Genomic DNA, 21,101 nt, shown 5'->3' on the forward strand with positions numbered 1-21,101 from the left:
CCGCGGCGTCTCGTCGAGGTGGCTGCGCAGGTGCCCGCATGAGCGCGCCGGGCCGCTCCCAAGCGCTCATCCCGCAGCACGCAGTGCGGAGGGTAGTCCAGTGAGCGCGCCGGGCCGCTCCCAAGCGCTCATCCCGCAGCACGCAGTGCGGAGGGTCGACCAGTGAGCAACATCGACGCCGACCTGATCCGCCGCATCCACGACGACCTGCGCGACGACCTCGACGAGGAGATCGAGCTCGAGCTGGAGGACCGCCAGCTCGAGCGCATCGCCGAGGACGGCACGCCGCGCCCGCCGGAAGACCGCGAGGCCCGCCACGCCTACTTCCGCGAGCTGTTCCGCCTGCAGGGCGAGCTGGTCAAGCTGCAGGACTGGGTGGTGGCCACGAAGCACAAGGTGGTGATCCTGTTCGAGGGCCGCGACGCCGCCGGCAAGGGCGGCGTGATCAAGCGCATCACCCAGCGGCTGAACCCGCGCGTGTGCCGTGTTGCCGCGCTGCCGGCGCCGAACGACCGCGAGCGCACGCAGTGGTACTTCCAGCGCTACGCCTCGCACCTGCCGGCCGGCGGCGAGATCGTGCTGTTCGACCGCAGCTGGTACAACCGCGCCGGCGTCGAGCGGGTGATGGGCTTCTGCAGCGACGACCAGTACGAGGAGTTCTTCCGCTCTGCCCCGGAGTTCGAGCGCATGCTGGTGCGCTCGGGCATCCAGCTGATCAAGTACTGGTTCTCGATCTCCGACGACGAGCAGCGGCTGCGCTTCCTCGGCCGCATCCACGACCCGCTGAAGCAGTGGAAGCTCAGCCCGATGGACCTGGAGTCGCGCAGGCGCTGGGAGGAGTACACGCGCGCCAAGGAGATCATGCTCGAGCGCACCCACATCCCCGAGGCGCCGTGGTGGGTCGTGCCGGCCGACGACAAGAAGAAGGCGCGGCTGAACTGCATCCACCACCTGCTCGCGCAGATGCCCTACCAGGAGGTCGAGCGCACATCGATCGCGATGCCCGAGCGCGAACGCCATGAGGACTACGAGCGGCAGCCGGTGCCGCCCGAGATGATCGTGCCGGCCGCCTACTGAGCGCCGCAACCACCGACCGCCGCACCGCCAGCGAGCGGTCGCCGCGCCATCTTGGGGCGCCCGGCACGCCAGCGGCCTGCGTCGATTGGCACGCTCCCTGCTAGCACACTGCCCGGGAGCAGTGTCAGTGCTGCAGTCCGAAATGGTTGGCTAGGGTTCCGATCCGCCTCGCGCGGATGCTGGTCCGAGAGCTGACGACCTCCAGGTTGGGGGTTACACGGCGGGACAAAAGCCCGGGAGAGCGGCGTCAACGGCGTCTGGCTGCTCCCGCGTGCCCGCCAACCCCAACCGGAGTGCCACCGATGATCTCCCGCCGAATCCTGGCTGCTGCCTCGCTCAGCCTTGCTGCCCTGCTGGCCACGCCGGCCAGCGCCGCGCCCAAGACCAGCTTCAACGTCTGCTGGACCATCTACGCCGGCTGGATGCCGTGGGACTACATCCAGGCCAAGGGCGTGATCGACAAGTGGGCGAAGAAGTACGGCGTCACCGTCAAGGTGACCCAGCTGAACGACTACGTCGAGTCGCTGAACCAGTACACCGCCGGCAAGTTCGACGGCTGCACGATGACCAACATGGACGCGCTGACGGTGCCCGCCGCCGGCGGTGTCGACAGCACGGCGCTGATCGCGGGCAGCTACTCGAACGGCAACGACGGCATCGTGCTCAAGGGCGCCGGCAAGACGATGAAGGACATCAAGGGCCAGCCGGTGAACCTGGTGCAGTTCTCGGTCTCGCACTACCTGCTGGCGCGCGGCCTGGACTCGGTCGGCCTGCGCGAACGCGACGTCAAGGTCGTCAACACCTCGGACGCCGACATCGTCGGCGCCTTCGGAACGCCCAAGGTCAGCTCGGTCGTCACCTGGAACCCGCAGCTCGCCACCGTCGCCGCCACGCCCGGCGCCACGATGGTGTTCGACTCGAGCAAGGTGCCCGGCGAGATCATCGACCTGATGGTCGTCAACACCGCGACGCTGAAGGACAACCCCGCGCTGGGCAAGGCGCTGACCGGCGCGTGGTTCGAGATCATGGCGCTGATGAAGGCCAAGGACAAGGACGCCCTGACCCTCATGGCCAAGGCCTCGGGCACCGACCTGCCCGGCTACGAGGCGCAGCTGAAGACCACCGAGATGATGTACACGCCGGCCGACATGCTCGCCTTCGTCAGCAGCCCCAAGCTGCCCGAGACGATGAAGCGCGTCTCGCAGTTCTCGTTCGACAAGAAGCTGCTCGGTGACGGCGCCAGGAGCGCCGACGCGATCGGCGTCGCCTTCCCCGGCGGCAAGGTCAACGGCAATGCGAAGAACGTGAAGCTGCGCTTCGACCCCAGCTACCTGCAGATGGCCGTCGACGGCAAGCTCTGAGCCGCCGGCACGCCGCCATGCGCTTCATCAATCGCCAACCCGGCGCCGGCGGGCGGTGGCTGCTCGCGCTGCTGCCACTGATCCTGCTGGTGGCCGTCTATGCGGTGGCGTCGTCGCTGCGCCTGGCGGAGAACCCGGACGACAAGCTGCTGCCGGGTGCGTCGTCGATGGTCGAGGCCATGCGGCAGCTGGCCTTCACCGAGGACGAGCGCACCGGCGACGTGCTGCTGTGGTCCGACACCGCAGCCAGCCTGCAGCGGCTGCTGCTCGGCATCGGCGTGGCGGCCGTCGTGAGCCTGTGCCTGGGCATCGCCGCCGGCACCTTCCCGCTGCTGGGGGCGACGCTGTCGCCGCTGCTCGCGGTGGTGTCGATGATCCCGCCGCTGGCCATCCTGCCGATCCTGTTCATCGTCTTCGGCCTCGACGAGCTGTCCAAGGTGATGCTGATCGTCATCGGCATCACGCCGGTGCTGGCGCGCGACCTCGAGCAGCGCGCGCGCGAGATCCCGCGCGAGACCTTCGTCAAGGCGCAGACACTCGGCGCGAACAGCTGGACGGTGGTGCTGCGCGTGGTGCTGCCGGTGCTGCTGGCGCGGCTTTTTGTCTCGCTGCAGCTGATGCTCGGCGCGGCCTGGCTGTTCCTCATCTCGGCCGAGGCGATCTCCGCGACCAGCGGGCTGGGCTACCGCATCTTCCTGGTCCGCCGCTACATGTCGATGGACATCATCCTGCCCTACGTCGCGTGGATCACGCTGCTGGCATGGGCCATGGACCAGGGCCTGAAGCGGCTGCACCGCCGGATCTTCCCGTGGTCGGAAGGCGGCGGATCATGAGCTTCGTCGAGGTGCGCAACGTCTGGCAGCGCTACGGCAGCCACGTCGTGCTCGAGGGGCTGAACCTCAGCGTCGAGGAGGGCGAGTTCTGCACGCTGGTCGGAGCCTCCGGCTGCGGCAAGTCCACCTTCCTGCGGCTGCTGCTCGGCCAGGAGCGGCCGAGCAAGGGGCAGCTGCTGCTGGACGGCGTGCCGCTCGCGGCGGAGCCGGATGCCAGCCGCGGCGTGGTGTTCCAGCGCTACTCGGTGTTCCCGCACCTGACGGTGCTGGACAACGTGGCCATCGGCCTGGAACTGCCGGCGGCGCCCTGGCTGGGCCGGCTGTTCGGCGCCCGCAAGCGCGCCGCCCGCGAGGCCGCCGCGCAGATGCTGCAGCGCGTGGGCCTGGGCGCGTCGCTAGCGCGCTATCCGCACCAGCTCTCCGGCGGCATGCAGCAGCGGCTGGCGATCGCCCAGGCGCTGATCACGCGGCCGCGCATGCTGCTGCTCGACGAGCCCTTCGGCGCCCTCGACCCGGGCATCCGCAAGGACATGCACGAGCTGCTGCTGGAGCTGTGGCGCGAGACGCGGCTGACCGTCTTCATGGTCACGCACGACCTGTCGGAAGGCTTCCACCTCGGCACGCGCCTGCTGGTGTTCGACAAGCTGCGCATCGACCCGCACGAGCCGCTGGCCTACGGCGCGCGCATCACCTACGACATCCCCCTCAACCCCGGGCGCAGCGGCGCCCCGGCACTGCCGGCAGATCTGCCGGCGAGGAGCCCCGCATGAACGACGACACCCCCGACCTGCACACCACGCTGTACGAAGAGACCGTGCCCGGCGGCGGCCAGCTCTCGTTCGTGCTCAAGCGCGGCCAGGTGCTGCGCCTGACCGACCTGGAAGGCGGCGCGAACGTCAGCATGATGCTGCTCAACGCGCAGCAGCCCAGCGAACGGCTGAACCTGCCCGACACGCTGAAGGGCCAGCACACCTTCCGCCTGACCGCCGGCCACTGCCTGTACTCGGATATGGGCCGCGTGCTGGCCGCGATCGTCTCCGACAGCTGCGGCTGGCACGACAGCGTGGGCGGCGTGCTGAACGCCGAAGAAGTGCAGGCCAGGTACGGCAGCGGCCGTTACCAGGAGCTGCGCAACGGCTTCTTCCGCAATGGATGCGACAACCTGCTGGTCGAACTCGGCAAGTGGAACCTCGACCTGCCCGACCTGCTGATGGTGGTCAACCTGTTCAGCAAGGTCACGGTCGATGCCGACGGCGCCTTCCACTTCGTGCCCGGACATTCGAAGGCCGGCGATCACGTCGCGCTCTACGCACCGATGGACACGCTGGTGGTGCTGACCGCGCTGCAGCACCCGATGGACCCCGAGCCGCAGTACCGGCCGCGGCCGGTGAAGCTGGCGTGGACTGCCTCGCACAGCGACGGCATCAGCACCGCCTGCCGGCAGTCGCGCCCCGAGAACGCGCGCGCCTTCCACAACACCGAACGCTTCCACCTGTGAACACCATGAGCCCGTCCCTCACGCCCAGCGCGCGGTCGCCGGAGACCGCCGTGTTCCGCCATGTCATCCCGGCCGGCGAGCCCTACCTGTTCGAGCTGAAGGCCGGGCAGACCCTGCGCCTGCTCGACCTCGAAGGCAACCAGGCCGTCGACACGCTGTTCTACAGCGCCGCCCGCCCGAGCGAGCGCTACGACCCGCAGCGCACGCTGCGCCGCCAGAACAACGTCTACCTGACCACCGGCAGCGTGCTGTACTCCAACCTCGGCAACCCGCTGCTGACCATCGTGGCCGACACCTGCGGGCGCCACGACACGCTGGGCGGCGCCTGCGCGCAGGAGAGCAACAGCGTGCGCTACGCGCTCGGCAAGCGCTACATGCACAGCTGCCGCGACAACTTCCTGTGCGCCTGCCTGCACGACGGCCGGCTCGGCAAGCGCGACATCGGCGCCAACATCAACTTCTTCATGAACGTGCCGGTCACCGAAGCCGGCGGCCTGACCTTCGAGGACGGCGTCTCCGGCCCCGGCAAGTACGTCGAGCTGCGCGCGGAGATGGACGTGATCGTGCTGATCTCCAACTGCCCGCAGCTCAACAACCCGTGCAACGGCTGGAACCCGACGCCAGCCGAAGTGCTGGTGTGGAACTGACCATGTTCGACAAGGTCCTGATTGCCAACCGCGGCGCGATCGCCTGCCGCATCCTGCGCACGCTTCGCGCCCTGCACGTCAAGGGCGTGGCGGTGTATGCCGAGGCCGACGTCGCCAGCCTGCACGTCAGCGATGCCGACGAGGCGGTGGAACTGGGCGACGGCCCGGCTGCGGGCACGTATCTCGCGGTCGACAAGCTGCTGCGCATCGCCCGCGAGACCGGGGCGCAGGCCATCCACCCGGGCTACGGCTTCCTGTCCGAGAACGCCGCCTTCGCGCAGGCCTGCGAAGACGCCGGCATCGTGTTCGTCGGCCCGACGCCGCAGCAGCTGCGCGTGTTCGGCCTCAAGCACACGGCGCGCGCGCTGGCCCGCGAGCAGGGCGTGCCGCTGCTCGAAGGCACCGACCTGCTGCCCGACGTCGCCGCGGCGCTGGCGGCCGGCGAGCGGGTCGGCTACCCGGTGATGCTCAAGAGCACCGCCGGCGGCGGCGGCATCGGCATGCGCGTGTGCCAGTCGGCCGACGAGCTGGCGCAGGCCTTCGCGGTGGTGCAGCGCCTGGGCCAGAACAACTTCAGCGATGCCGGCGTGTTCATCGAGAAGTACATCGAGCGGGCCCGCCACCTCGAGGTGCAGGTGTTCGGCGACGGCCGCGGCGAGGTGCTCGCGCTCGGCGTGCGCGACTGCTCGGTGCAGCGGCGCAACCAGAAGGTGCTCGAGGAAACGCCGGCGCCCGGCCTGCCCGAGGGCATGGCCCAGGCGCTGTGCGACGCGGCCGTGACGCTCGCACGCGCGGTCGACTACCGCAGCGCCGGCACGGTCGAGTTCGTCTACGACAGCCAGGCGCAGCGCTTCTACTTCCTCGAGGTCAACACGCGCCTGCAGGTGGAGCACGGCGTGACCGAGCAGGTCTGGGGCGTGGACCTGGTGCGCTGGATGATCGAACTGGCCGCGGGCACGCTGCCGCCGCTGGCGGAGCTGGCCCGCGGCCTGCAGCCCAGCGGCCACGCGATCCAGGCCCGCCTGTATGCCGAAGACCCGGGCCGCGACTTCCAGCCCAGCCCGGGGCTGCTGACCGAGGTCGAGTTCCCGCCGGCCGACGGCCGCAGCCTGCGCATCGACACCTGGGTGCAGGCCGGCTGCGAGATCCCGCCGTTCTTCGACCCGATGATCGCCAAGCTGATCGCCTGGGCGCCGGACCGCGAGGCCGCCCGCGCCGCGCTCGACGGCGCGCTGGCCGGCACGCGCCTCTATGGCGTCGAGACCAACCGCAGCTACCTGCGGCAGATCCTCGCCGACGCGCCGTTCGCCGAGGGCCGGCCGTGGACGCGCTGCCTCGAAGGCCTGGCCTACCGCAGCACGGCGTTCGACGTGCTGTCCGCCGGCACGCAGACCACCGTGCAGGACTGGCCGGGCCGGCTCGGGCACTGGGCGGTCGGCGTGCCGCCGTCCGGCCCGATGGACGATCGTGCGCTGCGCCTGGGCAACCGGCGGCTCGGCAACCCCGAGGGCGCGGCCGGCCTCGAGATCACGATGAGCGGACCGCAGCTGCGCTTCCGCACCGACGCGGTGGTCGCGGTGACCGGCGCGCTGCTGCCGGTGCTGCTGAACGGCGTGGCGCAGGCGATGGACACCGCCCTGTTCGTGCCGGCCGGCAGCACGCTGGCGCTCGGCGCGATCAGCGGCAGCGGTGCGCGCAGCTACCTGCTGCTGCGCGGCGGGCTGCAGGTGCCGGACTACCTGGGCAGCAAGAGCACCTTCACGCTCGGCCTGTTCGGCGGCCACGGCGGCCGCGCGCTGCGCGCCGGCGACGTGCTGCACCTGCAGCCGCTGGCCGACGCCCACGCCGACGCGAGCACCGGCGCCACGCTGCTGCCGGCCCTTTGCACCGCGCTGCCCGCGCTGCGCACGCTGCGGGTGGTGTACGGGCCGCACGGCGCGCCGGAGTACTTCACCCCCGAGTCCATCGCGACCTTCTTCGCCAGCGACTGGGAAGTGCACTTCAACTCCAGCCGCACCGGCGTGCGGCTGATCGGCCCCAAGCCGGAGTGGGCGCGCGACAGCGGCGGCGAGGCCGGGCTGCACCCCTCCAACATCCACGACAACCCCTACGCCGTCGGCGCGGTCGATTTCACCGGCGACATGCCGGTGATCCTCGGGCCGGACGGGCCGAGCCTGGGCGGCTTCGTCTGCCCGGTCACGGTCATCGAGGCCGACCTGTGGCAGCTCGGGCAACTCAAGGCGGGTGACCGCGTGCGCTTCGTGCCGGTGGACCTGGCCACTGCACGGCAGCTCGCCGACGCGCGCAGCGCCGAGATCGCGGCGCTGGCGCCGGTGGAGACCGGCTGGCAGCCGGCGCCGCTGGCATCGCCGGTGGTGCTGGACCTCGGCACCGGCGGCAAGCGGCTGGTGGCGCGCCTGTCCGGCGACACGCACCTGCTGCTGGAAGTGGGCCCGCCCGAGCTCGACCTGGTGCTGCGCTTCCGTGCGCACGCGCTGATGCAGGCGCTGGAGGCAAAAGGCCTCGCCGGTGTGATCGACCTGACCCCGGGCATCCGCTCGCTGCAGGTGCACTACCAGCCGCGCGTGCTGCCGCTGGCGCGCCTGCTCGATCTGATCGCCGGCGAATGGGAGCGTGTCTGTGAGGCGCACGACCTGGCCGTTCCCTCGCGCACGGTGCACCTGCCGCTGTCGTGGGACGACCCGGCGTGCCGCCTCGCGATCCAGAAATACATGACGACGGTGCGCAAGGACGCGCCCTGGTGCCCGAGCAACCTCGAGTTCATCCGCCGCATCAACGACCTGCCCGACGAAGCCGCGGTGTGGCGCACCGTCTTCGACGCCTGCTACCTGGTGATGGGGCTGGGCGACGTCTACCTCGGCGCGCCGGTGGCCACGCCGCTGGACCCGCGCCACCGCCTGGTGACCACGAAGTACAACCCGGCGCGCACCTGGACGGCGGAGAACTCGGTGGGCATCGGCGGCGCCTACCTGTGCATCTACGGCATGGAAGGCCCGGGCGGCTACCAGTTCGTCGGCCGCACGCTGCAGATGTGGAACCGCTACCGCCGCGTCGCCGCGTTCGACGGCAAGCCGTGGCTGCTGCGCTTCTTCGACCAGATCCGCTTCCACCCGGTGAGCGCGGACGAACTGCTGCGCATCCGCCGCGACTTCCCGCTCGGCCGCCACCCGCTGCGCATCGAGACGGGCGAACTGCGGCTGGCCGACTACGAGGCCTTCCTGGCGGCCGAGGCCGAGGGCATCGCCGCGTTCCGTGCGCGCCAGCGGGCGGCCTTCGATGCCGAGCGGCAGCGCTGGACGGCCAGCGGCCAGGCGCAGTTCGACAGCGAGAGCGTCGCCGCCGAACTGGGCGACGACGTGCCGCTGGGCGAAGGCCAGCACGCGGTGGAGAGCCACATCGCCGGCAACCTGTGGCAACTGCACGTGGCCGTGGGCCAGCGCGTCGCCGCGGGCGAGACGCTGGCGGTGCTGGAGTCGATGAAGATGGAGATTTCGCTCGAGTCGCCCTGTGCCGGCGTGGTGCGTGAGCTGCGCGCGCAGCCGGGCTCCACGGTGCGTGCGGGGCAGTGCCTGGTGGTCATTGACGCCGTGTGAGCGACGCGGGGGTGAGGCCGCGCGCGGCCCCACCCCAGCGCGTCAGCCGAAGCGCGGCAGCAGCGTCTTGCTGAACACCGACGCACCGCCGAGGTCGCGCAGGTCCACCGTCATCGCCGCGCTGCGTGCGTCGATGTTGACCTCGCCGAAGAACTGCAGCCCGGCATAGGGCGACAGGTTGACCTGCCCGGCCGGCGGCGCCTTCTGGAACACCACCTGCGGGCCGAAGGTGCCGTCGAGCGTGTTCGGCCCGAAGCTGCCGGCGTTCAGCGGGCCGGAGACAAACTCCCAGAAGCCCTCGAAGTCGTTGAACGCGGCGCGCTGCGGGTCGTAGTAGTGGGCGGCGCAGTAGTGCACGTCGGCCGTCAGCCAGACGGTGTTGCGCACCCGCTGGTGGCGGATGAAGCGCAGCAGCTCGGCGACTTCCAGCTCGCGGCCCAGCGGCCCGCTGGCGTTGCCGTTGGCGATGGCTTCCCAGCGCGGCAGGCCCGAGGCGTTGGTGCCGTCGCCGATGTTCAGGCCGATCGGCATGTCGGCAGCGATCACCTTCCACACGGCCTTGGACTTGTCGAGGCCGCGCTTGAGCCACTCGAGTTGCTCGCGGCCGAGGAAGGCGGTGTCGGCGCCGGGCACCGGCTGCAGGTTGTCGGTGTTCGGGCCGCGGTAGCTGCGCATGTCGATGACGAACACCTCGAGCAGCGGGCCGTGCGAGAACTTGCGGTAGACGCGCTGCGACTCGCGCGCGTCGAACGGGCGCAGCGGCGCGTAGTCGAGGAAAGCGCGGGTGCCGCGGGCGGTGAGCAGCGGCACGTTCTTCTCGGTGTAGCGCGTGTCGGCCGACAGGTCCTTCGAGTCGGACCAGTTGTTGACGACCTCGTGGTCGTCCCACTGCCAGATCTGCGGCACCTCGGCGTTGAAGCGGCGCACGTTCTCGTCGAGCAGGTTGTAGCGGTAGCGGCCGCGGAACTCGTCCAGCGTCTCGGCCACCTTGCTGACCTCGGGCGTGACGATGTTCTGCCACAGGCGCCCGCCCTCGGCGGTGACGCTCTCGCGGATCGGCCCGTCGGCATAGATGGTGTCGCCGCTGTGGATGAAGAATCGCGGCTGGCGCTGGCGCATGCTCTCGTAGATCTTCATGCCGCCGAAGGCCGGGTTGATGCCCCAGCCCTGGCCGGCAGTGTCACCACCCCAGACGAAACGCAGGTCGCTCAGGCGGCCGTTGCCGTGGCGGCCGCTGTGCCAGCCGTCGTCGTCGTGGCCGCGCGATGCGGGCGGCGTGATCAGGCGGCCGAGCACCGGCTCGGAGAGCGCGCGGTCATTGGCCAGCGACTGGAAGGACACGCGCACGAACACCTCGCGGTCGTCGGGCAGGCCGGTGAGGTCTTGCCGCGCGATGAAGTCGGCATCGGGCAGCGCATAGGGGCCGACGATGCGGGTGGACTGCGCGAAGCTGCGGTCCAGGCTCCAGTCGACCAGCAGGCGCGCGGCGCGGTCGCTGCGGCTCCAGACGAGCACCGAACCATCGGCCGGGTCACCGAACTGCAGGCCTTGCGCGGCCACGGGCCGCGACGCATCGGCCGCGATCAGCGCTGGCGCGGCCAGGCTGCCGGCGGCGGCGGTGCCGAACTGGAGGAACCGGCGGCGGCCGGTGAGAAGGGATGAGGTCATGGGCTGCGCTCCTGGGGTGAACCAGCCCGCAGGCTAGGAAGCGCAGATGGCAGGGGCGTGACCGAGTGGTGACGGGGGGTGTCGCAACATTCTGCTGCCAAGAGTTCGGAGTCAAACACGAGCGAGCGGGGATTTGCAGCCGTCCAGAGATGCCCGCAGACCTGACCTGCCCTTCAAGGCTGCCGCCCAGCCGCGAGATACACCGTTCGGCTTGCCACTTCAGAGAAGAAGGCGACCCATTCGGAGCATGTGATGCACTTTAAATCTCAGTAGAGCGCCTGGCGGCGCGGTCCTTACGCACTTAGTCCGACAGCAGCCAAAAATAGTCATCTGGCTGCGCCGTGACCCACGCGGGAGGGCATCAGCGACTCCCTTCCGAGAAGAGTACAACCTCGATGGTCCGAACGAGTATTGACAGATCAAGCGCTAGGGACACATTCTTAATGTAGTAGAGATCGTATTCGTGCTTAATGCGAGCATCCTCAACGCTTGCACCATACGAATACATGACTTGAGCCCACCCTGTCACACCGGGTTTGACGAGATTCCGAAGATCGTATGCGGGAATGACTTCTTTCATATGTTCCGCAAAGACTGGTCTCTCGGGGCGTGGACCAACCATGCTCATATCGCCGCGGAGTACGCAAAGCAGTTGGGGTAGCTCATCGATCCTTGACTTTCGAATGAACGATCCAACACGTGTAACTCTTGGGTCGTTCTTAGTTGCCCAGCGCGCGACACCATCCCTTTCAACATCGTTTCGCATGCTCCGAAACTTGAGGACATGAAATGTCCGACCACCTAAGCCGACGCGCTCCTGCCGATACAGCACCGGACCTGGTGAGTCCAACTTTATGGCTATCGTCACCAGTACCATGACCGGCAACTGGAGGACCAGAAGCAGGCCGGAGGCAACCACGTCAAAGGCTCGCTTGACGATTCTCTGCGCGCGACTAGCTCTACGAGTTCGCCGCAACGTTTCGATTCCGCCAGTTCCTAGTAGCCATAGGGGAACTCTTCCTGCTCTGTCGTCGATGAACTCAGTTGCCGATTGCACGTCCTTAGCGCAGCGCACGCCAGAAAGCGCTTGAATCTTTCGTAGCACTGCTGATCGGTCGTCCGAAACTAGGACCTTATCGATCTTCCCAGCTCTCAGGAGAGAAGCGGCGCGCGACAGATCGGGAGGCGAAGTTTCCTCAAGATCAATCACCTCGACCACGTCAGCAATGCGCATTCCCTTTCCCACTAGCTCATCTCGAATCGATGCCGCCGTTCGGGCTTCTGCGACGAGAACCACCCTAGGTTGAATGCCTCTTGAACGACGCCTGACGACTGAAGCAACCAGCGCACAAGCGATAGTCAGAATAGCCAATCCCGCAAGTACTTTGCCGGTAGTCGCAGAGCCCGCAAACCAAGAGTCACGAGTGGCCAGGAACGAAGCCGTGGCAGTCAAGGCAACGACGCTCGCTGATGCGAAGGCGACGACGGTTGTGGGGAACCCGACACGACGCTCAGGCTCAAGCGGGGCGACGACGATGGCCTCGACAATCGGCTCACGAAGCGGAGGCATAGGCAATCGCTGGGGAATGACCATCGGTCGCGCAGCAGCCTTCTCTCTTAGAGGCGGAGGCTCAATCCTTGAGATCGCTTCGTCAGACTTGAGTGCGACGCGCCCATCACGCAGCAGAAAACCCTTGTACTGGCCAGCACGATCGTAGACTCGCTCTCGATCATCGACAAAGCCTACGGTTTGGCCGTCCAAAGCAAAGACGTGGCCATCTTCAATGAAGGCCACCGCGTCACCTTGGGATCGAAAGATGAACCGTGCATTCGACATGGCACTCAACCCTTCGACGCGGCATAAATACCAACTATTGCGATGACGACACCGAGTGCAATCAACACGACGCCCCCAACTGATGGCGTCGGCGTCGACAAGTTGACTCCAATGCCTACGGCAACGCTACTTACCAGTTGCATAAACGCGCCCAGTCGCGCGGCCCACTTCTTATTCGCGTATGCGCGCTCGAAGTCTTCATAGATGCTCAACTGTTGTTCCAAGGCTGCAACAGAGTTCCGAAGCAACTCGTTCTCACCTCGCTTGCTGATCTCCTCTTCGTACTTGAGGTTCGCTAGGCGAAGTCGCTCGGCAGCTTTTTCAAGTTCGTAGTACTGATGCACAAGCATCTTTACCGCTGGCGCACTGCCTACGATGTCCTCTATCGAAACACTTCCTATCCCGTCTGGGTCGAGCCCGAGGATCTTGCCAACGCTAGGAGGAACACGGGCGTCTCTCTGATGTTCTGACAAGGCAGTCTCCGTTCAAACACCACCAGTACGGCAACTTGGCGATTGGCACCGGCGCCGCCTTCAGCGCGCTAGTTTCAACCGTCCCGCCACGCTCAGCGAAGACCGGGAGTGTCCCCAACTTTACTAGTCTGCAATCCAACAACGGCTTGTTGCCGGAGTGTTGGCAAGAGCTTCGGCTTGCGCCGGTTGGCCGCCGATCCGAGCGCTCTCATCTCAACAGTACGCAAACGGCTCGTCCCCGGTCAGCACTTTCTAGTCAACTCGCGCGCGTGGTTCGCGAGTTCGGCGGAGTTTGGGAAGGTCCGGAAGGTGACTTTCTCAATCGGCGATGCATGGCCGCGAGCGCCTATAGACCTCACCTTTTCTTTCCAGTCTTCCGCCTCAGCCCGCCCCGGCCACTCCCCCACCCCGAGCACCGCTTGCCCGTGCTCCCCCAGCCGCGGCGTCGAGCGCGCGAATCACCTCGGCACTCGGGCGCCGCAGGGTCCAGGTCTCGATGGCCGCATCGATCTCGGCCACGCGGCCGTCGTTGGGGGCCAGCCGCGCCAAGTCCGCTCGGTCAATGCTACTCAGCCCTGCGCGGTGGCCACATGTGACCCGGTTGCCGGCACGCGATGCCCAGGGCCAACGCCGTGCTGAGAAACCACAAGCCGCCCGCCGCAGTAACAGCTTCGCCAGCCTTCATGTCGCTCGGCGAGAAGCCCTGTTCGTTCTATGGCTGCCGAGGTGATCTCAGGCGTCACGAAAAGGCTGACATCCAACTCGATGGGCGTGCAAGGCAAAGCCGTCTTGCGTTAGCTCCTAGGGCAACGTGGTCAACGCCACTTCCAGGAGATGGCGAACGGCAGTTCCCAAGTGCGCTCACGTCCATTGAATCAGCCCCACCGCTCGGACGTGCCCTCGCACGATATTCTCGGTCTCGCGATTGCCCCTCACAGCCATAGCTCACGAGCTTCCCATTCGCGTCAGTCCCACCCGCCATGAGTCACTCCCCCCAGGACCCGTACCCGATGCCCCGTCGAAAGAACCCTCTCGCCTTGGCCTGCCTGATGTTGCTGGTGCCCGCCTGGCCTGCGGCTCACGCAGCGCCCTCGGCGAGCCAGGCCTTGCGCGCAACCACGGTCTACCCGTCGCCTGACGTCACGCCGATCACGAATGGCGTGGTCCTCGTCCGCGGCAGCAAGGTGGCCTCGGTCGGCCCCGCCGACAAGGGCTCCGAAGCCACACCATCGCTCGCTCCGCAGTGCGATGGCGGCGTCATCCTCGCGGGCTTCCAGAACAGCCACGTCCACCTGATCGGCAGCACGTTCGGCAACGCTCGCACGCGGCCTGCGGTAGCGCTCGAGGCAGGCCTCACGGAGCTGGCCACACGCTGGGGCTTCACCACCGTCTTCGACATCGCCTCCGATCGCGACAACACGCTGGCCTTGCGCGCACGCGTCGACAAGGGCGAACTCGCGGGGCCTCGCATCCTCACCGCCGGCTGGGCGCTGTTTCCGCACGACGGCCTGCCGATGTACCTCGATCACCTCGATCCGGCGTTCCGCAACAAGCTGCCGCAGCCCGACTCGGTGGACGCTGCCCTGGCCACCGTGCGGCAGAACCTCGACGCCGGCGCCGACGCGACCAAGCTGTTCATCGCCGCGCCCCAGGGCGAGGGCAAGGTCAAGCGCATGCGGGCCGACATCGCCGCCGCTGCCGCGCAGGCCACGCACCGGCGCGGCAAGCTGGTCTTCGCGCACCCCACCGACTTCGACGGCGTGCAGGCCGCGCTGAACGCGCAGGTGGACATCCTGGCCCACCCGCCGCTGGGCATGCCGGCGCCCTGGCCGAAGCCGCTGCTCGACCAGCTGCGCGCCAACGGGGTCTCGATGATCCCCACGCTCAAGCTGCTGTGCCACGAGCTGGCCAAGGAGCAGGTGCCGAAGGAGATTGCCGAGCGCATCGTCAACGAAAGCGTGCAGGAGTTCGGCCAATTCGCCGCGGCCGGCGGCACCGTGCTGTTCGGCACCGACGTCGACTACATGACCGACACCGACCCCACCGAAGAGTACGAGCTGATGGCGCAGGCGGGCATGAGCCCCATGCAGATCCTGGCCTCGCTCACCACGGCGCCGGCGGCGCGGTGGAACGAATCCGGCCGGCGCGGGCGCATCGCGCCGGGGTTCGACGCCGACCTGGTGGTGCTGGAGGCCGACCCCGCTCAGGACGCCAGGAACTTCGCTGCGGTGAAGTGCGTGGTGCGCGGCGGAAAGCTGATCTACGCCAGATGACCTGCGCCTGAGGCATCTTCCGCCGGCACCGCGATGCCCAGCGCCAAGGCCGTGCTGAGGAACCACAGGATCTCGAAGGCCGAGAGCCGGCCCGCCACGGCCGCTTCGCCAACGTTCATGGCGCGCTGCGTCCAGGCGGTCGCCAGCCCAGCCATCTTCGGGCGCGAGAGCACCACGGGCTCGGGTGCCTGCGTGAGCTGGTAGCGACCGTTGATCGTGCGCGGCGAGACGCCCTGGTCGATGAGCGCGTGCGTCATGCCCCACAGCACGGTCGAGAGCTGCAAGGCGTGCGTCGCACCCGGCCACGACAGGTCGGCGGGCGCACGCTTCGGGTCGGTCAGTTGCAGCGGGCGCGCCAGCAGTTCGGCCTGCGGCAGCGAGCTCGCGATCTCGCCCGTGCGGAAGTCGACGATCATGACGTGCCCGTCACCCAGGCCGAACAGCGTGCGCCGACGCTCGCCGGCGAGCAGGGCGCCGACCAGCAAGTCGCGCAATGCATACAGCGCCACGGGGGCATGCCCGCGCTGCACGGCGCCGCGCGCCAGTTCGTGCAGTGCTGCAGCGGCTTCGAGCATCCCGGTCATCTCGCCGACACGCAGCGGCAAGGCCACCGACAGGCCGCGCGGCGACTTGGCCGGCGTCGCGCCGCGTGGCGTGAGCCGCACCAACACCCGCGGCGGCGAGACGTACTGCGTCCAGTCGTGCGGCACGAACAGCGTGGTGCAGGCGTTGACGTCTTCCACCCAGCGCAGGCTCAAGCCCGCCTGGCCATCGAGCATGCGCGTCATCGAGACCAGCACGGCACGGTCGCGTGCATCGATGCCGAGTGCGGCGATGTCGAGCGCACGCCCCGGTGGCGAGGGGCCAGCTGGCGGCGAACCGGCCGCAGGGGGGCCGAGGTGTCCGGGTTGCTCAGGCATCGGGCGGGTCGACGGGTTGAAGGTGTCGTGGCGGCCAGTCTAGCGACTCGCCTGCCACCCTTCCGCCCCGAGCACCTCTCCCCCATGCTCGCCCAGCCGCGGCGCCGGCGTGCGCAGTCGCCCCGGCGTGGCCGACAGCTTGGGCACGATGCCCGGCACCTTCAGCGGCCGGCCGTCGGCGTCGTGGGTCTGCACGATCATGTCGCGGGCCTGGTACTGCGGGTCGGCGGCGATGTCGGCCACGGTGTAGATGCGCCCGGCCGGCACGGCCGCGGCGTCGAGCGCGCTGATCACCTCGGCGATCGGGCGCCGCACGGTCCAGGCCTCGATGGCCGCGTCGATCTCCGCCACGCGGGCCACGCGGCCGTCGTTGCGCGCCAGCGCGGGGTCGTCGGCCAGGTCGGCACGCTCGATGGCGCGCATCAGGCGCTTGAAGATGCCGTCGCCGTTGCCGCCGATCAGCACGTACGCGCCATCGCCGCAGCGGTAGGCATTGCTCGGCGCGATACCCGGCAGGGCCGAGCCGGCGGCGCCGCGCACCGCGCCGAAGGCGTCGTACTCGGGCAGCAGGCTCTCCATCACGTTGAACACGCTCTCGTACAGCGCCACGTCCACCACCTGGCCTTGCCCGCCGTTGACCTCGCGGTGGCGCAGCGCCATCAGCACGCCGATGACACCGTGCAGCGCGGCCAGCGTGTCGCCGATCGAGACGCCGGTGCGCACCGGCACACGCCCCGGCTCGCCGGTCAGGTGGCGCAGGCCGCCCATCGCCTCGCCGAGCACGCCGAAGCCGGGCTTGTCGCGGTAGGGCCCGGTCTGGCCGTAGCCCGAAACGCGCAGCATCACCAGCTTCGGGTTCAGCGCATGCAGCGCTTCCCAGCCCAGGCCCCAGCCTTCCATCGTGCCGGGCTTGAAGTTCTCGATCAGCACGTCGGCCTGCGCCGCCAGCGCGCGCACCGCGGCCTGGCCTTCGGCAGTGCGCAGGTCCAGCGCCACCGAGCGCTTGTTGCGCGACTGCACCTCCCACCACACCGAGGTGCCCTCGCGCAGCAGCCGCCAAGTCCGCAGCGGGTCGCCGCCCTCGAGCGGCTCGATCTTGATCACGTCGGCGCCGAAGTCGGCCAGCGTCTTGCCGGCGAACGGCCCGGCGATGAGCTGGCCGAGTTCCAGCACCTTCAGTCCTGCGAGTGCGTCCATGTCCTGTGTCTCCTGCGCCGCGGCGAGCGCGATTGTCCACGCGGCAGCGGCCGCCTGAAACCAACGAAACGCGAATCACCGGCCCGCGAAGCCGGCGCGAAACCCGCGCCGCGCACAGTGCGCGGCATCGACACGCCACCGAGTGCCACGCCATGCGCCGCTTCACCTTCCTGCTGCTCCTGACCCTGCTGACCGTGCCGGCCTCGCCTGCCTTCGCTGCCAGCGCCGCGGAGGTCGCTGCCGACCTGCGCATGGCCAGCGAGTCCGAACCGATGCGTCGCACCGTCGACCGCTTCGTCGAGCGCGCCCGCCAGGGCGACTCTGCCGGCAGCACGGCGATGCTCAGCCGCGCGCTGGTCGATCGCATCGGCGCGGCCAACGCCGAGCGCGTGGTGCGCGAGCACGTGCTGCCCTTCTTCGCCCGCGGCGGCGAGATCGGCCGCAGCGCCACCATCACCCGCACCACCGACGCCGCCGGCCAGCAGGGCTTTGCCTTCTACCTGTGGCTGGCGCGCGCCGATGGGCAGGCGCGGCCCTTCACCGTCTACGTCGTCGAGGAGCGCGGCGCGCCGGTGATCGCCAACGTCGTGCCCGACCGCCTCGTCGAGGGCCGGCACCGATGAACCCGGGCGCCGCGCGCTTCGCGACGCTGACGCGCGCCGGTGTCGCCTGCACGGTCTACACGCTGCTGGTGGCAGCCGCCTTCTCGGCCTGGCACCTGGCGATCGGCAGCACGCCGATGGCGCTTGCGCTGGTCATCTGCTTCTTGCCGGCCGCGCTGTGCTTCGCCTGCGCGTGCAGCTCGCAGCATGACCGCCGGCAGTACGTCGCGCGGCTGATGGCGGCGGCGCTGATGGCGCCGATCCTGCTGCTGTTCTGGTCGATCGACGGCCCCACCCATGCCGGCCTCGGCATGGCGCTGGCGATCGGCTTCGTGCTGCTGCACGTGGCGGCGTTCCTGCTCGGCCTGCGCTGGCTGGCCGCCTTCAGCACGCGCATCGACCCGGCCGCCGGCACGCCGGTGGCCAGCACCGCCATGCTGGTGCAGCGCCTGATCGCCCTGCCCTCGCTCGGCCTGCCGCTGGATGTTCACGCCGACCCGACACACCACACGCTGCAGTTCGGTTGGAACCCGACCGGGCAGGCGCGACGCCGCCACCGCGTCACGCTGCACCTGCAGACGGATGCTGCGCAGGTGCAGGTGCTCGAGCAGCTGCAGGCCGACGGCGCCGCGCCCGCGGACACCCGCGAGGCCTCGATGCGCTCGCCGGGCGATGCGTTCTTCGACCCGACCCGGCCCGATGCGCAGAAGGTCTGGCTGCGCACCGTGCAGAGCACCATCCTCGATGTCGAGCACCTGGCGGGCGCCCCGGTGGCGCTGGTCGGCGATGCCCTCGCCTGGCGCGGGCCGGCGGCGCGTGTGCTGCCCGACACGGACACGCTGATGGCCTGCCTGGCAAACATCGTCGTGCAGTCGGGCTGGAGCTGGGCGCCGCGGTTGCGCGGCTGATCGTCGCTGCGCTGCGATCAGTTGCGGGCGCTCCGGGCGTCGACCAGCCCAATGGCGGTGACGGCCTGCAGTTCGGCCAGCGTCATGCCCTCGACACAGTCGACGACGCGGGCACCCTGCGGCCCGAGGTCGATCACCGCCAGATCGGTGTACACCCGCGCCACGCAGCCGATCGCAGTCAGCGGGTAGCTGCAGGCCTCGACCAGCTTGCTCTGCCGGGCCTTGGTCAGGTGCTCCATCATCACCAGGGTGCGGCGCGCACCGATGGCCAGGTCCATCGCCCCGCCGACGGCAGGAATCGCATCCGGCGCGCCGGTGTGCCAGTTGGCCAGGTCGCCGCTGGCCGAGACCTGGAAGGCGCCGAGCACGCAGACGTCGAGGTGGCCGCCGCGCATCATCGCGAAGCTGTCGGCATGGTGGAAGAAGCAGCCTCCGGCCTTCAGCGTCACCGGCTGCTTGCCGGCGTTGATGAGGTCGAAGTCCTCCTCGCCCTCGGCCGGTGCCGGGCCCATGCCGAGCACGCCGTTCTCGCTGTGCAGGATGACCTCACGGTCGGCCGGCAGGTGGTTGGCCACCAGCGTCGGCAGGCCGATGCCGAGGTTGACCACTGCGCCATCGGGAATGTCGGCAGCCACACGCTGCGCCATCTGGTCGCGGCTCCATCGCTTCATGCGCTGCTCCTTCATGCCGTCTTGAAGCCGGCGCCGCGCGTCGCCGCGCGCTCGATGCAGACCACGCGCTGCACGAAGATGCCCGGCGTCACCACCGTCTCCGGATCGAGGTGGCCCAGCGGCACGATCTCATGCACGCTGGCGATGGTGCACTTCGCCGCCATCGCCATCACCGGGCCGAAGTTGCGCGCGGTCATGCGGTAGGTCAGGTTGCCCCAGCGGTCGCCGCGCTCGGCCTTGATCAGCGCGACGTCGGCATGGATCGGCGTCTCGAAGACCTGCCAGCGGCCGTCGAGGAAACGTGTCTCCTTGCCTTTCGCGAGCTCGGTGCCGTAGCCAGTGGGCGTGAAGAAGCCGCCGATGCCGGCGCCGGCGGCGCGGATGCGCTCGGCCAGATTGCCCTGCGGCACCAGTTCCAGCTCGAGCTCGCCGGCGCGCCAGGCGCGATCGAAGTGGTGGCTGTCGACCTGGCGCGGGAAGCTGCAGATGATCTTGCGCACCCGCTTCGCGGCGATCAGCGCGGCCAGGCCTGTGTCGCCATTGCCGGCGTTGTTGTTGACGATGGTGAGTTCGCGCGCGCCCTGGGCGAGCAGCGCGTCGGTCAATGCGTCGGGCAGGCCGGCGGTGCCGAAGCCGCCAATCATCACGGTGGCGCCGTCGCGCACGTCGGCCAGCGCCTCGGCGGGCGAGGCCACGGTCTTGTCGATCATCGGGTCGTCTTTCGTCGAAGGGAGCGGGCAGCGCCGGGAAGCGTACTGCCAATCGGATCATCGACGCTGGACTGGCGGCTTCACGCACGCTTCACGTACTTCATGCGCGCTTCGACACAGGCTCCGAGACTGGCACCACGCCCTGCCGATTCAACGGCAAGGCGGACGCCCCTCCACGACCGACCGGACGCCCCGCATGAAGACCTTCCCGAATCGTTCCCTGCTCGTGGCCGCTGCGGCCGCGCTGATGAGCCTGTGCGCGCAGGCCGCGCCTGCCGAAGAGAGCTGGTGGCAGCAGGACGACGGCACGCTGGGCGCCGACGGCCGGGCCATTCCGATCAGCACGATCATCGGCGTGCAGGTGGATGGCGCCGCGTTCTGCGCCGTCGCCGCGTTCCTCTCGGCGCAGGAGAACGTCTGGCTGGTCCGCGGCCAGGTGATCGACGGCCGCCTCGTCGAGGCGAGCCGCACACCGATCCGCGGGCCGGCGGTGGCGCTGGCCCGTGACGACGTCCACCAGCAGGTGCTGCGCGAGCTGCTGCCGAAGCGGCTCGACCCGCCCGACTTCTTCCTGCAGCCGACTGCGCTGGTCAGCCGCCACCGCACGACCTTCGCGCCGCGCGGCAGCTTCGCGGTCTACCAGCCGGCGGCGCAGGCGCCGAGCGCCTCGCTGTGGCTGGACCTGGCGTGGCACTGCGGCGGGGAGGCGGAGGTGGACAGGATGGCGGCTACGGCGCGCTCGGCAGACTAGGGCAGCTCAACACCACGGGGAGGCACGCGTGACGGGTCTCCGGCGGTGAAACTGCGCCATG

At 69.1% G+C, this 21,101-nt stretch carries 18 protein-coding genes and 1 riboswitch; of the genes, 11 read left to right on the forward strand and 7 right to left on the reverse strand.

Annotated elements, in window-relative coordinates; translation table 11 throughout:
- Window positions 1-162 precede the first annotated feature (162 nt).
- The 7 genes from ppk2 to uca all read left to right on the forward strand — a co-directional run bounded on the left by ppk2 (window position 163) and on the right by uca (window position 9,030).
- Window positions 163-1,077, forward strand: a complete 915-nt coding sequence (gene ppk2 / locus AAG801_RS13360) for a polyphosphate kinase 2 (protein WP_341888804.1) — start codon at window positions 163-165, stop codon at window positions 1,075-1,077.
- Window positions 1,078-1,216: 139 nt separating this feature from the next.
- Window positions 1,217-1,319, forward strand: a riboswitch (guanidine-I (ykkC/yxkD leader).
- 60 nt (window positions 1,320-1,379) lie between these two features.
- Window positions 1,380-2,438 (forward strand): putative urea ABC transporter substrate-binding protein, encoded by a 1,059-nt coding sequence (locus tag AAG801_RS13365; RefSeq protein ID WP_341888805.1) that lies wholly within the window; start codon window positions 1,380-1,382, stop codon window positions 2,436-2,438.
- Between the two features lie 17 nt (window positions 2,439-2,455).
- Window positions 2,456-3,271 carry an ABC transporter permease subunit gene (locus tag AAG801_RS13370; RefSeq protein WP_341888806.1) on the forward strand — a complete coding sequence of 272 codons (816 nt, stop codon included), beginning with the start codon at window positions 2,456-2,458 and terminating at the stop codon, window positions 3,269-3,271.
- Entirely contained in the window at window positions 3,268-4,041 is a 774-nt protein-coding gene (locus AAG801_RS13375) for an ABC transporter ATP-binding protein (RefSeq protein ID WP_341888807.1), read from the forward strand. The genes AAG801_RS13370 and AAG801_RS13375 overlap by 4 nt, the downstream gene beginning before the upstream one ends.
- Entirely contained in the window at window positions 4,038-4,769 is a 732-nt protein-coding gene (locus AAG801_RS13380) for an urea amidolyase associated protein UAAP1 (RefSeq protein ID WP_341888808.1), read from the forward strand. Before AAG801_RS13375 ends, AAG801_RS13380 begins: the two co-directional genes overlap by 4 nt.
- A 5-nt stretch (window positions 4,770-4,774) precedes the next feature.
- Window positions 4,775-5,416 (forward strand): urea amidolyase associated protein UAAP2, encoded by a 642-nt coding sequence (locus AAG801_RS13385; RefSeq protein WP_341888809.1) that lies wholly within the window; start codon window positions 4,775-4,777, stop codon window positions 5,414-5,416.
- A 2-nt stretch (window positions 5,417-5,418) separates the two neighbouring features.
- The gene (gene uca, locus AAG801_RS13390) at window positions 5,419-9,030 is read left to right on the forward strand and encodes an urea carboxylase (RefSeq protein ID WP_341888810.1); all 3,612 of its coding nucleotides are present in this window, start codon (window positions 5,419-5,421) and stop codon (window positions 9,028-9,030) included.
- A 42-nt stretch (window positions 9,031-9,072) separates the two neighbouring features.
- Here the strand turns inward: uca and AAG801_RS13395 are convergent, their stop codons facing one another.
- The 3 genes from AAG801_RS13395 to AAG801_RS13405 form a co-directional block, all read right to left on the reverse strand.
- Window positions 9,073-10,698, reverse strand: coding sequence for an alkaline phosphatase D family protein (locus tag AAG801_RS13395; protein ID WP_341888811.1), 1,626 nt, complete (start codon window positions 10,696-10,698; stop codon window positions 9,073-9,075).
- Window positions 10,699-11,059: 361 nt separating this feature from the next.
- Window positions 11,060-12,535, reverse strand: a complete 1,476-nt coding sequence (locus AAG801_RS13400; protein WP_341888812.1) for a sugar transferase — start codon at window positions 12,533-12,535, stop codon at window positions 11,060-11,062.
- Window positions 12,536-12,540: 5 nt separating this feature from the next.
- The gene (locus AAG801_RS13405; RefSeq protein WP_341888813.1) at window positions 12,541-13,008 is read right to left on the reverse strand and encodes a hypothetical protein; all 468 of its coding nucleotides are present in this window, start codon (window positions 13,006-13,008) and stop codon (window positions 12,541-12,543) included.
- A gap of 980 nt (window positions 13,009-13,988) precedes the next feature.
- Between AAG801_RS13405 and AAG801_RS13410 the strand changes: the two genes are divergently transcribed.
- Window positions 13,989-15,281 (forward strand): amidohydrolase family protein, encoded by a 1,293-nt coding sequence (locus tag AAG801_RS13410; RefSeq protein WP_341888814.1) that lies wholly within the window; start codon window positions 13,989-13,991, stop codon window positions 15,279-15,281.
- On the opposite strand, the gene AAG801_RS13415 is transcribed toward AAG801_RS13410, so the two are convergent.
- Window positions 15,269-16,201, reverse strand: coding sequence for a hypothetical protein (locus AAG801_RS13415; protein ID WP_341888815.1), 933 nt, complete (start codon window positions 16,199-16,201; stop codon window positions 15,269-15,271). The two genes, AAG801_RS13410 and AAG801_RS13415, sit on opposite strands and share 13 nt — an antisense overlap.
- Before the next feature lie 39 nt (window positions 16,202-16,240).
- Complete coding sequence (locus AAG801_RS13420; protein ID WP_341888816.1) at window positions 16,241-17,398, reverse strand: CoA transferase; 1,158 nt, start codon at window positions 17,396-17,398, stop codon at window positions 16,241-16,243.
- Between the two features lie 152 nt (window positions 17,399-17,550).
- Here AAG801_RS13420 and AAG801_RS13425 point away from each other — a divergent pair, with 152 nt between their 5' ends.
- Window positions 17,551-18,021: a hypothetical protein gene (locus AAG801_RS13425; RefSeq protein ID WP_341888817.1), complete on the forward strand. Its 471-nt coding sequence runs from the start codon at window positions 17,551-17,553 to the stop codon at window positions 18,019-18,021.
- Window positions 18,018-18,908, forward strand: a complete 891-nt coding sequence (locus AAG801_RS13430; protein WP_341888818.1) for a hypothetical protein — start codon at window positions 18,018-18,020, stop codon at window positions 18,906-18,908. Before AAG801_RS13425 ends, AAG801_RS13430 begins: the two co-directional genes overlap by 4 nt.
- 17 nt (window positions 18,909-18,925) lie before the next feature.
- On the opposite strand, the gene AAG801_RS13435 is transcribed toward AAG801_RS13430, so the two are convergent.
- Both AAG801_RS13435 and AAG801_RS13440 read right to left on the reverse strand, forming a co-directional pair.
- On the reverse strand, window positions 18,926-19,579 hold the full coding sequence (locus AAG801_RS13435; protein WP_341888819.1) for a 3-oxoacid CoA-transferase subunit B: 654 nt from the start codon (window positions 19,577-19,579) through the stop codon (window positions 18,926-18,928).
- An 11-nt stretch (window positions 19,580-19,590) separates the two neighbouring features.
- Window positions 19,591-20,289, reverse strand: coding sequence for a 3-oxoacid CoA-transferase subunit A (locus tag AAG801_RS13440; protein ID WP_341888820.1), 699 nt, complete (start codon window positions 20,287-20,289; stop codon window positions 19,591-19,593).
- A 196-nt stretch (window positions 20,290-20,485) separates the two neighbouring features.
- On the opposite strand from AAG801_RS13440, the gene AAG801_RS13445 reads away from it, so the two are divergent.
- Window positions 20,486-21,040: a hypothetical protein gene (locus AAG801_RS13445; protein WP_341888821.1), complete on the forward strand. Its 555-nt coding sequence runs from the start codon at window positions 20,486-20,488 to the stop codon at window positions 21,038-21,040.
- Window positions 21,041-21,101: the final 61 nt, after the last annotated feature.

It is taken from the genome of Variovorax sp. YR752 (assembly GCF_943372545.1).